Origin of the sequence: Methyloligella halotolerans, from assembly GCF_001708935.1 — a bacterium.
GTDB lineage: Bacteria > Pseudomonadota > Alphaproteobacteria > Rhizobiales > Methyloligellaceae > Methyloligella > Methyloligella halotolerans.
On record NZ_MASI01000006.1, the window covers coordinates 182,818 to 196,483 of the forward strand.

The window sequence follows — 13,666 nt, forward strand, 5'->3', positions numbered from 1 at the left end:
AGTCCTTCGCGGCGCTGGGACAGGCGATAGGCATGACAGCTAGACCGATCGAAAGATGGACGCGATTCGCCTTCCTCGCACTCTCTCTATCGATCGCTGCGCCATCCGACGCGGCCGAACCGAGCGCCAAGGACGCCGGGAAGCCTCCGCCGCACCGGATCGTGTCGCTGAATGTCTGCACCGATCAGCTTCTGATGCTGCTCGTGCCAGAGGAGCGGATCGCCGCCGTGAGCCATCTCGCACGGGACCCGGAGGTTTCGACGCTTTCCGAACAGGCCGCCGGGCTTCCGATCACCTTTGGCAGCGCGGAGCAGCTGATCGTCGCCAAGCCGGATCTGATCCTCGCCGGAGCCTATACCCGGGCCAATGTTCCGCTGTTGCGGCAGCTCGGCTTCAAGGTGGTGGAGGTTCCGCCCGCGACGAGCCTGAAGGAAGTGGTCTCCAATATCAGGGCCGTCGGCGAGGCGGTCGGGGAGAGCGAAAGAGCCGAGGCGATGGTCCGGGATATCGATGAAGCCCTTGCCGAACATGCCCCCCAAGCCGGCGAGGATCCTTTGGTGGTGCCGCTCTACGCCAACGCCTATACCTCCGGTCCGGGAACGCTGGTCGATTCCGTCCTGCAAGAGGCCGGGCTGCTTTCGATCGGCCGGAGCCTCGGTCTTTCGGGTATGCAGAAGCTGAACCTGGAGACCGTCTTGATGAGCAAGCCAGACGCGCTGCTGCTCCCCGACCACCGCTACGAGGGCGATGCCTTGGCCTATGACGTCTTCCGCCATCCCGCGCTGCAGGCGTTGCACCGGGACATTCCCAGCCTCAGCTGGGACAGCGCCGAGACCATCTGCGGCACGCCGGAGATCGTGCATGTCGTGAAGCGGCTGCGCGCCTTCCGCGAGGAACTGGTGACGTCGAAGAGCCGAGAGGCGGCCGCGGCGCCGTGAGCGAAACCAGGATCATCGAAGCGGAAGCACAGAGCGGCGAGCAGCTTTACCGGCGTTCGCTGGCGGGGCTGATCGCGCTCACCTTCGGCCTGTTTCTGCTGTCCCTGATTATCGGTCCTGCGCATCTCTCACCGGTCGAGGTCTTTCGCGCGCTTTTTACCCGGGACGACACCGCCTCGGCCGTCTGGCTGATCGTCCGGGAGATCCGCCTTCCCCGCAGCATCCTGGCCGTGCTCGTCGGCGGAGCGCTCGGCGTTTCCGGAGCAGCCCTCCAGGGCTATCTCAGGAATCCTCTCGCGGAGCCGGGCATCATCGGCGCGTCCGGCGGCGCGGCCCTGGGGGCGGTCCTGGCATTCTATTTCGGACTTTCATACGCGATCCCCTTCGCCGTTCCGTTCGCAGGGCTGCTTGGTGCCGGCGCCGCCGTAATCACCGTCTATCTGCTCGCCGGACACGGCAGCCGTCCGCTGACGCTTATCCTTGCGGGTGTCGCGATCAGCGCCTTCACCGCCGCCCTGACCAGCCTGACCTTGAGCCTTTCGCCCAACCCGTTCGCCATGTCGGAGGTGGTGTTCTGGCTGATGGGGTCGCTCGCAGACCGCAGCATGAACCATGTCTATCTGGCCGCGCCGCTGATCCTGGCCGGCTGCGCTCTCCTGCTGACATTAGGCCGCGCGATCGACGGGCTGAGCCTGGGGGAGGATGTCGCCGCAAATCTCGGGGTCAATCTTCGCCGCACGCAAATCCTGCTGATCCTCGGCATCGCCATGAGCGTGGGCGCGGCGACGGCGGTCGCCGGGGCCATCGCCTTCGTCGGGCTGATCGCGCCGCATATCCTGCGGCCCTTTACGGACGGCCGGCCGAGCCGGACCCTCAGTCTCAGCTTCTTCGGCGGGGCGAGCCTGGTCATCGCGGCTGATTGCCTGATCCGGGTGATCACGCCGGAGCGGGAGCTCAATCTTGGCGTCCTGACGGCCCTGCTCGGCGCGCCCTTCTTCCTGGTGCTGATCCTGCGCATGCGCGGGAGGGACTTCGCATGAGCGGCGTCGACACGGCTTCCGCCAGTCTGACGGCGGAGAAGATCGCCCTCGCCCACGGCAAGGGCGAAGCTCTGCTGCGCGACGTCTCCTTCGCGGTCGCTCCCGGCGAACTGATCGGGCTGGTGGGCGCGAACGGCGCCGGCAAATCCAGCTTGATGCATGTGCTTGCGGGACTCCGCGCCCCGACCGAAGGCCGGGTCCTGCTGCATGGAGAGCCGCTCGATGACATCGATAGAAGCGATCGGGCGCAAAAGCTCGCCTATCTGCCCCAGACGCGAGCAGTACACTGGCCGCTCAAGGTGCGGGACCTCGTGGCGCTGGGCCGCCTTCCCTACCGCCGCCCCTTCATGGGGATGAGCGGCACCGACCGGGAGGCGATCGAGCGGGCGATGTCGATGACCCATACGCTGGGGCTGGCGGGGCGGCAGGCCGATACGCTGTCGGGGGGTGAACTGGCGCGGGTGCTGCTGGCCAGGGCGCTGGCACAGACGCCAACGGTGCTGCTGGCCGACGAGCCGATCGCCGCCCTCGACCCGGCCTATCAGTTCCGGATTTTGAATCTGCTCCGGCGCGCGGTCGACCAAGGGATCGCGGTGCTCGCCGTGTTCCACGACCTGCCTTTGGCCGCGCGCTACTGTGACCGGCTCATCCTGCTCCATGACGGCGCCCTGCACGCCATGGGGACGCCGCAGGAGGTTCTGACCGAAGCGACGGTCGAGACCGTCTACGGGATCAAGGTGGAGATCGACGACACGGGCAACTGGCTCTCCGTCACGCCGATCGACGTGACCGACGAGGACGCAACGGCCTGACCGGCTATCTCACGCAACGGAGCTGAGGAGGCGATCACCGCCGCCAAGGCTGGTCTCGATAAGAGCGGCGCCGGCGCGGATGTCCTTGACCAGGGCATCGACCAGGAGGGCCTCGTTCCGTTTCTCAAGGGCGCTCAGGATCACCTTATGATGGTCCACGAGATAGTGATCGCGGATCCTGTCTCCCGCCACACGCTGGCTCGGCCCGATCTGAAGCCAGACGCTCTCGATGCAGTTCATGGCCGCATGGTAGGGGTTCAGCTCGTAGATCCCCTTGTGGAAGTGCTGGTTCAGGACGATGAGCTCGTCCACCGCATCTTCCGTGACCTTCTCGTCCATTCGGGCGTCGATGGCGCGAAGCTCGGCGATGGCGATGTCGGACACGTAGGGCAGCGCCCGGGCTGCCGCGTGGCTCTCAAGCGTCTCCCGAAGCGCGAGAAGATCTGCGAAACGCTGCAGCGTCATCGTCGGGATCTGCATGCGCCGATTGCCGAGAATTTCGATGGCGTGCTCGGAGCTGAGCCGCCGCACCGCCTCGCGGATCGGCGTCGGGCTCATATGGAAGGCATCGGCAAGGCCGCGCATGGTGAGCTGGGTGCCAGGCGGAATGGCGCCGACCATGATGCAATGGCGAAGCTTCGCGTAGCACTGCTCCTGAATCGTCAACGATGGATCGACATCGACTGCGGCGAGAGCGGCCTGAAGATCGAGCTTCGGCACCGAAACCAGGGGCGTGCCGCCGATTTGCGCGGCTTTCAACGTTGACCTCATGGCGGAATGATATCACAAATAGGAATAACGTATCAAAAACTAGCGAACGATATCATCCGATATGGCTTCGGACTACACAGATTGGCTCGCCGCGCGGCCGGAGATCGCATCACTCTTCGCCTGTCTCTGCGATTTGAACGGGACGCTTCGAGGCAAATGGCTTCCGGCCGACCAGAGCTCCAAGCTGCTCGGCGGTGGCATTCGCATGCCCTTCTCCACCCTGAACGTGGATATCTGGGGCGCAGATATCGAAGGCAGCCAGTTCGTCTACGAGACGGGCGATGCGGACGGGGTCTGCACCTACACGGGGCGTCCGCTGGTGGCGACCGACTGGATGACCCGCCCCGGCGCCATGGCGCTTCTGTGGATGGGCTATGAGGATGGGGCGCCGTTCCTCGGCGATCCGCGACGCGCGCTGGCCGCGATCTGCGAGCGCTACGCGGCGGCCGGCTTGAAGCCCGTCGTTGCGGGGGAGTTCGAGTTCTACCTGTTCGATCCTTCGGGCCGGAGCCCGATGCCGCCCACCTCGCCGGTCTCGGGCGAGCGGCTGAATGCGCACAACGCGATCTCCATCAGCGAGGTGCAGCATTTCGAGGGCTTCCTGAACGACGTCTACGATTACTGCCGGGACCAGGAGATCGGACTCGATACGACCATCTCGGAATACGGCTTCGGACAGTTCGAAGTCAGCATGAAGCATATCGACGATCCGCTGAAGGCGGCGGACGATGCGATCCTGTTCAAGCACATGGTGCGCGCCATCGCCCGCAAGCACGGGTTCGGCGCGACCTTCATGGCGAAGCCCTATGGCGAGGATTCGGGGAGCGGGCTCCACTATCACGTCTCGCTGCTGGATAGGGATGGAGAGAACGTTTTCGACGACGGCAGCCTCGAAGGTTCAGAGACGCTGCAGCATGCGGTGGGCGGACTTCTGACGACCATGCAGGAATGCATGCTCACCTTCGCGCCCCACGAGAACTCCTATCGGCGCTTTCAGCCTGGCACCCATTCGCCAGCTTCCGTGGGGTGGGGCTACGAGAACAGAACCGCGGCGGTGCGGATTCCCGGCGGCGCGGGCAAGGCCCGGCGCTTCGAGCATCGTGTCGCCGGCGCCGATGCGAATCCCTATCTCGTTCTGGCCAGCATTCTCGGCGGTGCGCTGCTCGGTATCGAGCGCAAGCTCACGCCGCCTCCCCCGGTCGACGGCAATGCCTATGACGCGGAGCTTCCCGCCCTGCCGCGGGAATGGGGTGCCGCCATTGAGGCGTTCGATGCAGGGTCCCACGTCGGCGATATCTTCTCTCCAACGCTTCAGCGCATGCTGGTCGACTGCAAGCGCCAGGAGCTGCAGCGCTTCCGGCAAACCGTGACCGAGTTCGAGCATCAGACCTATCTGGAAGTGGTTTAGTGACGAAACAGACGAGCTATGCCGGCGACGGCGAGTATGTGGAGAGCTACTACGCATATTCGGCCAATCCCGCCCCCGACCGGCCGCATCTCGAAGGAGATGCTGAGACGGAGGTTTGTGTGGTCGGCGCGGGCTACACCGGTCTTTCGGCGGCGATCACGCTGGCCGAGAAGGGCTATCAGGTCTGCGTGCTGGAGGGTGCGAAGGTTGGCTGGGGCGCCTCGGGCCGAAATGGCGGCCAGATCGTCAACGGCCTCAACGCCAGCCTGCAATCCTTCAGGAAGCGCTATGGCACGGCGACGGCGAAGTTCGTCGCAAGCGTGGTGCAGGAAGGCGGCGAGATCATACGCGACCGGGTCAAGCGCTACGAGATCGCCTGCGACTTGAAGGACGACAACATCTTCGCCGCCCTCAACGGGCGTCATATGCAGGACCTCGAGGAGCGGGTCACAGTGTGGGAGAGCTACGGCCTGCACCACCAGGAGCTGCTCTCCAAGGACCAGATGCGGGAACTGGTCGGCTCGGACCTTTACGTGGGAGGCGTCATCGACCGGTCGGGGGGCCACATGCATCCGCTCAACCTCGCGCTGGGCGAGGCGGACGCGTTGGAAAGCCTCGGCGGCGTGATCCACGAGCGCACGCCTGCGCTGCGCATCGACCACAGCGGCGACAGGCCGGTGGTCGAAACGCCCCACGGCCGGATGACCTGCGATACGCTGGTGCTCTGCGGCAATGCCTATCTCGGCTCCGTGGTGCCGACGCTCTCCTGGCGCGTCATGCCGGTCTCGACGCAAATCATGGCGACGAAGCCTCTCGGCGACGAGCTGGCCCGTGAGCTCCTCCCGTCGGACGCTTGCGTGGAGGATGTGCGCTATATCCTGGACTACTACAGGCTCTCCGCCGACAAGCGCCTGCTGTTCGGCGGCGGCACCGTCTATGGCGGGTCGACCCCGAGCGACATCAAGGCAAAGCTGATGGGCAACATGACCGATGTGTTCCCGGCCCTGAAGGACGTGGCGATCGACTTCGCCTGGAGCGGGAATTTCGCCCTGTCTTTCACCCGCGTTCCCCAGCTCGGCCGGCTCGGCGACAGTACCTATTTCGCGCAAGGCTATAGCGGTCACGGTGTGGTCGGCTCCCATCTGTTCGGTCGCATCCTGGGCGAGGCGATCGACGGCGACCGGTCGCGATTTGACGTGTTCGCGAAAATGCCCTGGGTTCCCTTCCCCGGCGGGCGACTGTTCCGGGTGCCCTATTCCACCGTCGGCTCGTGGTGGTATGCGCTGCGCGATAGGCTGGGCATCTGACAGAAGAGTTCGAGAGGAGACGGATGAACGACAAGCGCGGCGATCAGGCCTTCAGGGCGGACGGGCTTCTCGGCCGGTGGCCGGAGATGACCTATGCCGGAGCACAGAGCTTCCTGCGGCGTCGGTATACGCGCGAGATCGCCGGCGCCGATGTGGTGGTGAGCGGCGTGCCGTTCGACAGCTCAGTGACCAACCGGCCCGGGTGCCGGCTGGGACCCCAGGCAATCCGCGCAGCTTCGGTGCAACTCGCCGAGCTGAAGGCGTTCCCTTTCGGCTTCGATCCGTTCGAAACGCTGGCGGTGGCCGATTATGGTGACTGCTTCGTCGACCCCCATCATCCCCAGGACGTGCCGGCGACGATCGAGGCTCATGCCGACGGCATCCTCGACCAGGATGCGCTCATGCTGACCTTGGGTGGCGATCACTTCGTCAGCTATCCGCTGCTGAAGGCCCATGCCAAGAAATACGGGTCCCTCGCGCTGCTCCAGTTCGACGCCCATTGCGACACCTGGGAGGACGACGGAAAATCCCTGGATCACGGCACGATGTTTTCGCGCGCGGCCAAGGAGGGGATTGTGGATCCGGCCCGATCTACCCAGATAGGCCTCAGGACCTACAACGACTCGGATCACGGCTTCGAGATCCTCACAGCGCCCTGGGTTCACCGCAATGGGATCGACGCGGCGCTGGAGACGATCAAGAGCCGGGCCGGAGATGCACCGCTCTACATCTCGTTCGATATCGACGGGCTGGATCCGGCTTTCGCGCCCGGCACCGGCACCCCCGTGGTCGGCGGGCTGGCGAGTTGGCAGGCCCTGGAACTCATCCGCGGTCTCGGCGATCTGCGCTTGGTCGGCATGGATGTGGTGGAGGTCTCGCCTCCCTATGACCATGCCGAGATCACGGCGATCGCCGCGGCCACGGTCGCACATGATTGGCTCTGCCTGCTTGCGGAGAAGAAGGGCGCGAAGCGCCATCCCGTGGGCAAGCTCTAGGACTTCTTAGGTACGCTTATGAAAATCGGCATTCTGGCCACCGGACATTCCCCGGACGAGATCCGGGACGAAGAAGGGGATTACGACGATCTCTTCCATGCCTTCCTGGCAGGGAAGGAGCTTTCGTTCGAGACCTATCCGGTCATCGACGACATCTGGCCGGACAGCCCCGACGACGCCGACGGCTGGCTGATCACCGGCTCCAAGCATGGCGTCTACGAGGATCATCCCTGGATCCCGCCGCTGGAGGATTTCATCCGCGGGGCCTACGCGGCCTCCGTGCCGGTGGTCGGCATCTGCTTCGGACATCAGATCGTGGCCCAGGCGCTCGGGGGCAAGGTCGAGAAGTTCGACGGCGGCTGGTCGGTGGGCGCGACGGAATACAAACTCAAAGACGGTCAGGAGGCCCGGCTCATCGCCTGGCATCAGGATCAGGTCATCGAGCCGCCGGCGGATGCGGAAGTCGAAGGCTCATCGGCGTTCTGCCGCTACGCGGTGCTCCGCTACGGGGACAAGGCGCTGACCATCCAGCCCCATCCGGAGTTCACGCCGAAATTCTCCCGGGCGCTGCTGGAAGCGCGGGGCACGACCCTGCCCTACGACATCGCCGAGAATGCCGCATCAAGCTTCGACCTTCCGCTCGACAGAGAGGCGTTCTCGGAGCAGATCGCCGACTTCTTCAGGGCGTCCGTGAACCGGCTTGCGGTTCCGGCCGACGAGGAACGCTGAGCACTCCCGCTACGGCATCGAGACGGCTTTGATCTCGCAATAATCCTCTAGCCCGAAGACGCCGCCTTCGCGGCCGTTGCCGGACATCTTGTAGCCGCCGAAGGGCGATCCGAATCCGATATCGGTGCCGTTGATGCGGACCATGCCGGCACGCAGGCGCTTCATGACGTTCTTCGCGCGTTCGAGGTCGCCGGACTGGACGAAGGCGCAGAGACCGTAGGGCGTGTCGTTGGCTATCCGGATTGCCTCCTCGTCATCGCCGTAGGAAATCATCACGAGGACGGGACCGAACACCTCTTCCTGGGCGATGGTCATGTCATTGGTGACCTCGCCGAAAACAGTCGGCCGGACGAAGTAGCCGCGATTGAATCCGGCTGGGCGTCCCGGTCCGCCGGCGAGCGTCTTTGCGCCCTCGTCGATCGCCGTCTCGATCAGCCCTTGCACCTTCTCGAACTGCACGGCGGAGACGAGGGGACCGATATGGGGGCCCTTCTCAGCCGGCTGTCCAACCTCGAAGGTTTCTGCGAGTTTCGCGGCCGAAGACATGGCTTCAGCGTACTGGCTTTCATGGACGAGCATGCGGGTGGGCGCGTTGCAGCTCTGGCCTGAATTCATGAAGCATTGGGCGAGGCCCTGCTTGATGGATTTCTCCAGATCGGCATCGTCGAGAATGACGTTGGGCGACTTGCCGCCGAGCTCCAGGGTCACGCGCTTGACGGTCTCCGCCGCATCCTTGGTGATCAAGCGGCCGGCACGGGTGGAGCCGGTGAAGGACATCATCTGTATGTCGGGGTGCTTGGAGAGTGCGGAGCCTACAGTCGGGCCATCGCCGTTCACCAGATTGAAGACACCAGCGGGCACGCCGGCCTCGTCGAGGATCTCGGCGAACAGCAGCGCGTTTAGGGGTGTGACCTCCGACGGCTTCAGCACGACGGTGCAGCCCACGGCCATGGCGGGGAACACTTTCAGAGCGATCTGGTTGATCGGCCAGTTCCACGGGGTGATCATGCCGCAGACGCCGATGGGCTCGCGGCGGATGAGATCTCCTTCGGCGTTGATGTGCTCGAACTCGAAATTTTCCAGGGCGGCGATGGTCGCCTTCAGGTGGCCGACGCCGACGGCGGTCTGGGCCTTGTCGCAAAGATCGATGGGCGCGCCCAGCTCTTCGCAGATGATGGACGACATCTCGGCATAGCGCCGCTCGTATACCTCCAGGATCTTCTTCAGAAGCGCGATGCGCTCCTCCCGGCTCGTCTCGGAGAAGGTGGCGAAGGCACGATTTGCGGCCGCGACGGCGGCGTCGACGTCTTCCGCCGTGCCCATGGCAATGGTTGCGATGACCTCTTCGTTGGCTGGATTGATGACGTCTTCCGTCGTGCCGCCATTGGGGGCGACCCAGGCGCCGTCGATATAGAATTTGTCGGTCTTCAGATCGGTCATAAATTCAGCGCGCTTCGTGGAAGCGCCTCCTAGAGTTTGTCGCGGAAGGAGTACCAGGTCATGGCCGCCGCCAGCAGGGGCAGCCGCATGGCCGATCCTCCGGGGAAGGACGCGTTCGGGATCTCACTCATGATGTCGAAACGGCCGGCCTGATTGGCAATGGCGTCGGCGGCAATTTTGCCCGCCATGGTGGCCATGCCGATGCCGTGGCCAGAGAAGCCCGAGGTCGAGAGGATGTTGCGGTCCACGCGATGGAAATGCGGCAGGCGCGAGCGGGTGATGGCAAGGGTGCCGCCCCAGGCGTAGTCGATGGGCACATCCTTGAGCTGCGGGAAGATCTCCAGCATGGGCTTGCGCACTGTCGCGGCGATATCGTCGGGGAAGCGATAGTTGTAGGTCTCCCCGCCCCCAAACAGCATGCGCCGGTCTTCGGTGAGCCGAAAGTAGTTCACCACGAAGCGGCTGTCCGCGACGGCGTAGCCGTTCTTGATCAGCGACTTGGCGAAGTTCTCGCCGAGCGGCTCTGTCACGGCGATGTAGTTGTTGATGGGCATCACCTTGGCCGCGATCCCACCCTCGATATTGTTGTGATAGCCATTCAGCCCGAGCACCATGTGCTTGGCGCTCACCACAGCCTTGCCGGTGCGCAGCTTTACCGTCTCGCCCTTGTCGAAGCCGGTCATGCGGCTTCTTTCGAAGATACGAACGCCCGCCGCCTCCGCCATCCGGGCGAGGCCGAAGACATATCGCAGGGGATGGAGATGGGCGGAGCCCATGTTCAGAGATCCGGAATGATAATCGGGTGAGCCGACCTGATCGCGGATCTCGTCCTTGTCGAGAAAGCTGATGTCCTCGTCGCCATACACGTCGCGCATGTGCTCGACATAGGCCTTTGTGTCGGCCGTGAAGCGTGCGCGATGGTCGGCGTGGATGATGCCTGGGGTCAGAGCGCAGTCGATATTTCCCCGCTCGATCAGCCCCTTCACCAGGGCCACGGAATCCTGCCCGATCTGCCAGAGGATCTTGGCCTTCTCCAATCCGAACTCTTTTTCAAGCTCGGGCTGCTCAACGCGCTGCCCGCCGCTGAGCTGACCGCCATTGCGGCCCGAAGCGCCGAACCCGACCCGGCTCGCTTCCAGCAAGACGACATCCATCCCTTGCTCGGCGAGATGCAGCGCAGCCGACAATCCCGTGAAGCCACCGCCGACCACGCAGACATCGGCCGCAATCTCCCCTTCAGCTTCCGGATATGGGCCCGGAGGCGTCGCCGTCGCGGCGTAGTAGGAGGCCGGGTATTCGCCCGGCCGGTCGTTGATGGTCAGTATATCCATGGGCCTCGCTATCCATGAGTCCCGCCCGCGTTGCGGGCGTCAGGCCGCTTGCAACAGACCTTCGGCTTGGATGCGTTCGTAAGTTTGATCGAGGGATTGCCAGACCCGCTCCATCAGCAGGTCGATCTCGTCGTTCGTGATGACAAGCGGCGGGGCGATGATCATGCGGTCACCGACGGCGCGCATCACCAGGTTGTTCGCGACGCAGATATCCCGGCAGAGCGTGCCGACCGTTCCCTCCTCGCCGGCGAACTTTGCGCGCGTGCTCTTGTCGGGGGTCAGAGCGATGGAGGCGATCAGCCCCTTGATCTTGGCCTCGCCGACAAGCGGATGATCGGTCAGCGCTTCCCACTTCTCCTTGATGTAGGGGCCGGTGGTCTCCTTGACGCGATCGACGATGCCTTCCTCTTTGAGGATGCGAAGATTCTCCAGCGCCACCGCGGCGGCGACGGGATGGGCGGAATAGGTGAAGCCGTGGTTGAACTCGCCGCTGTCGTTGATCACAGCGGCCACCTCGTCGCTCACCAGCGAGCCGCCGATGGGCACGTAGCCCGAGGAGAGCGCCTTAGCGATGGTGACGATGTCAGGCTCGATGCCGTAGTGCTGGAAGCCGAACCATTCGCCGGTCCGGCCAAAGCCGCAGATCACCTCGTCGGCGATCATGAGGATATCGTACTTCTTCAGGATGCGATTGATCTCGGGCCAGTAGCTGTCCGGCGGGATGATGACCCCGCCCGCGCCCTGGATCGGCTCGGCGATGAACGCGGCGACCTTGTCCTCGCCAAGCTCGAGGATCTTCTCCTCCAGCTCCCGGGCGCGCTGGAGCCCGAATTCCTCGGGGCTCGTGTCACCCCCTTCGGACCACCAGTCCGGCTGATTGATATGTACGATGCCGGGGATGGGAAGACCGCCCTGCTCGTGCATCCCCTTCATGCCGCCAAAGGACGCCGCGCCGACGGTCGAGCCGTGATAGCCGTTCCAGCGGGCGATGATGGTCTGCTTCTCGGGCTGGCCCTTGGCCGCCCAGTAATGGCGCACCAGGCGGAGATTGGTGTCGTTCGCCTCGGAGCCCGAGGTCGAGAAGAAGACGTGGTTCAGATCGCCCGGCGCAAGCTCGGCGAGACGCGTCGCCAGGGTGATCGCCGGCACGTGGGAAGTCTGGAAGAAGGTATTGTAGTAGGGAAGCTGACGCATCTGCTCGGCGGCGACATCTGCGAGCTCGTCGCGGCCATAGCCGATCGCGACGCACCACAGCCCGGCCATGCCGTCGAGGATCTCGTTCCCCTGGCTGTCGCGAAGGAAGACGCCGTCGGCCTCTGTGATGATGCGCACGCCCTTGGCGCCGAGCGCGCTGCCATGGGTGAAGGGGTGCAGATGGTGGGCGGCATCCAGACGCTGCAGCTGCTCCGTCGTGTAGTTCGTTTCCATCGGCCGTCCCCTTGCTAGACGTTGAGCATCAGGTGCTCGCGCTCCCATGGCGATATCTCGCGCCGGAACTCGGTGAGCTCGGCATTCTTGATCGCGGCGAAGACCGTGCAGAAGCGCTCGCCGAGCACGGCGCGGATGTCGCTTGCGACCTCGAAGCTCGCGAGGGCGGCAGCGAGGCCGTCCGGCAGCACGCTGCCCTCCCGCCAAACCTCGTTGGTCGCTTCCGGACGCGGGTCCACCTTGTTGACCATGCCGAGATAACCGGCCGCCAGGCTTGCCGCGATGGCAAGATACGGATTGGTGTCGATACCGATGATCCGGTTCTCGACCCGGCGCGCCTCGGGTTCGCAGATGGGAATGCGCAGGCCGGTCGTGCGGTTGTCCTTCGACCACTCCACATTGCCCGGCGCGCTCATGCGGCCGTTCAGGCGCCGGTAGCTGTTCGCGTAGGGCGCCAGGAGCGGCATGACGTCCAGCAGATGTTTCTGGGAGCCGCCGATGAAGTGGAGGAAGGAGGACGAGATGCCGCCCGTCTTGTCGGAGAAGATGTTCGCGCCCGTGTCGATATCCACCACGCTCTGATGGATATGCATGGCCGAGCCCGGCTCGTCGCGCATTGGCTTGGCCATGAAGGTCGCGAAGATGTTGTGCTTCAGCGCGGCCTCGCGGATCGCTCTTTTGAAGTAGAACACCTCGTCGGCCAGCAGGAGCGGATCGCCGTGCAGCAGGTTCAGCTCGATCTGTCCGGCGCCGCCTTCCTGGATCATCGTGTCGATGTTCAGGCCCTGGGCTTCGGCGAAGTCGTAGATCGTATCGATGACCGGGCCGTACTCGTCGACGGCGACCATGGAGAAGGACTGACGGCCGGAGGCCGACCGTCCCGTCCGCCCGATGGGCGGCTCGACGGGCTCGTTGGGATCGAGGTTCGGCTTGGTGAGATAGAATTCGAGCTCAGGGGCGACGACCGGACGCCAGCCCTGCTCCTTGTAGAGCGAGATGACCCGCTTCAGCACATTGCGGGGCGCGACCTCCACGAGCTCGCCGCTCCTCGTCTTCAGATCGCAGATCACCTGCAGGGTCACGTCTTCCGCCCAGGGCGCGGCGCAGGCCGTGCTCATATCCGGGTGGAGGGCGATGTCCTTCTCCATCCACTGGTTCTCGATCTGATCGATCTCGACATATTCGCCGGTGATCGTCTGATAGAAGAGAGAGTCCGGCAGGTAGTAGATGGTGTCCGGCGAAAACTTCTCGCACGGCATCGCCTTGCCTCGGGACATACCCACCATGTCGGGGATGATGCACTGCACCTCCTCCACGGGCTTGTCACCGCGGAAGTGGTTGAAGTTCTCGGGTATGGAGTCGAACCAGTCTGGTTTCGTATAGCGGGTCACGCTGCACACATCATGAAGGGGCGGTAGCACGCCCGGTGGCCAGGATATTGATCGGCCTGCCCCGAATGCCAACCCG

At 64.3% G+C, this 13,666-nt stretch carries 12 protein-coding genes; 7 read left to right on the forward strand and 5 right to left on the reverse strand.

Going from position 1 to position 13,666, the window contains the following annotated elements; genetic code table 11:
• Nucleotides 1-32: 32 nt before the first annotated feature.
• From A7A08_RS11875 to A7A08_RS11885, 3 genes are read left to right on the forward strand one after another with little or no spacing between them, the layout of a single operon-like run.
• Nucleotides 33-938: an ABC transporter substrate-binding protein gene (locus A7A08_RS11875; RefSeq protein ID WP_069095681.1), complete on the forward strand. Its 906-nt coding sequence runs from the start codon at nucleotides 33-35 to the stop codon at nucleotides 936-938.
• Nucleotides 939-997: 59 nt separating this feature from the next.
• Nucleotides 998-1,978 carry a FecCD family ABC transporter permease gene (locus tag A7A08_RS11880; RefSeq protein WP_069095734.1) on the forward strand — a complete coding sequence of 327 codons (981 nt, stop codon included), beginning with the start codon at nucleotides 998-1,000 and terminating at the stop codon, nucleotides 1,976-1,978.
• A complete protein-coding gene (locus A7A08_RS11885; protein ID WP_069095682.1) occupies nucleotides 1,975-2,790 on the forward strand; it encodes an ABC transporter ATP-binding protein in 816 nt (271 codons plus the stop codon). Before A7A08_RS11880 ends, A7A08_RS11885 begins: the two co-directional genes overlap by 4 nt.
• A gap of 9 nt (nucleotides 2,791-2,799) precedes the next feature.
• On the opposite strand, the gene A7A08_RS11890 is transcribed toward A7A08_RS11885, so the two are convergent.
• Nucleotides 2,800-3,549: a GntR family transcriptional regulator gene (locus A7A08_RS11890; RefSeq protein ID WP_208430631.1), complete on the reverse strand. Its 750-nt coding sequence runs from the start codon at nucleotides 3,547-3,549 to the stop codon at nucleotides 2,800-2,802.
• Between the two features lie 73 nt (nucleotides 3,550-3,622).
• Between A7A08_RS11890 and A7A08_RS11895 the strand changes: the two genes are divergently transcribed.
• The 4 genes from A7A08_RS11895 to A7A08_RS11910 are packed head-to-tail and all read left to right on the forward strand — an operon-like array spanning nucleotide 3,623 to nucleotide 8,000.
• The gene (locus tag A7A08_RS11895) at nucleotides 3,623-4,969 is read left to right on the forward strand and encodes a glutamine synthetase family protein (protein ID WP_069095684.1); all 1,347 of its coding nucleotides are present in this window, start codon (nucleotides 3,623-3,625) and stop codon (nucleotides 4,967-4,969) included.
• Nucleotides 4,969-6,276: an NAD(P)/FAD-dependent oxidoreductase gene (locus tag A7A08_RS11900; protein ID WP_069095685.1), complete on the forward strand. Its 1,308-nt coding sequence runs from the start codon at nucleotides 4,969-4,971 to the stop codon at nucleotides 6,274-6,276. Before A7A08_RS11895 ends, A7A08_RS11900 begins: the two co-directional genes overlap by 1 nt.
• Before the next feature lie 23 nt (nucleotides 6,277-6,299).
• Nucleotides 6,300-7,271 carry an agmatinase gene (gene speB, locus A7A08_RS11905; RefSeq protein ID WP_069095686.1) on the forward strand — a complete coding sequence of 324 codons (972 nt, stop codon included), beginning with the start codon at nucleotides 6,300-6,302 and terminating at the stop codon, nucleotides 7,269-7,271.
• 18 nt (nucleotides 7,272-7,289) lie between these two features.
• Nucleotides 7,290-8,000, forward strand: coding sequence for a type 1 glutamine amidotransferase (locus A7A08_RS11910; RefSeq protein ID WP_069095687.1), 711 nt, complete (start codon nucleotides 7,290-7,292; stop codon nucleotides 7,998-8,000).
• A gap of 9 nt (nucleotides 8,001-8,009) precedes the next feature.
• On the opposite strand, the gene A7A08_RS11915 is transcribed toward A7A08_RS11910, so the two are convergent.
• The 4 genes from A7A08_RS11915 to A7A08_RS11930 are packed head-to-tail and all read right to left on the reverse strand — an operon-like array spanning nucleotide 8,010 to nucleotide 13,590.
• Nucleotides 8,010-9,440, reverse strand: coding sequence for an aldehyde dehydrogenase family protein (locus tag A7A08_RS11915; RefSeq protein WP_069095688.1), 1,431 nt, complete (start codon nucleotides 9,438-9,440; stop codon nucleotides 8,010-8,012).
• Between the two features lie 29 nt (nucleotides 9,441-9,469).
• Nucleotides 9,470-10,771 carry an NAD(P)/FAD-dependent oxidoreductase gene (locus A7A08_RS11920; protein WP_069095689.1) on the reverse strand — a complete coding sequence of 434 codons (1,302 nt, stop codon included), beginning with the start codon at nucleotides 10,769-10,771 and terminating at the stop codon, nucleotides 9,470-9,472.
• Between the two features lie 39 nt (nucleotides 10,772-10,810).
• On the reverse strand, nucleotides 10,811-12,199 hold the full coding sequence (locus A7A08_RS11925) for an aspartate aminotransferase family protein (RefSeq protein WP_069095690.1): 1,389 nt from the start codon (nucleotides 12,197-12,199) through the stop codon (nucleotides 10,811-10,813).
• 14 nt (nucleotides 12,200-12,213) lie between these two features.
• Nucleotides 12,214-13,590, reverse strand: coding sequence for a glutamine synthetase family protein (locus A7A08_RS11930; RefSeq protein WP_069095735.1), 1,377 nt, complete (start codon nucleotides 13,588-13,590; stop codon nucleotides 12,214-12,216).
• Between the last annotated feature and the right edge of the window lie 76 nt (nucleotides 13,591-13,666).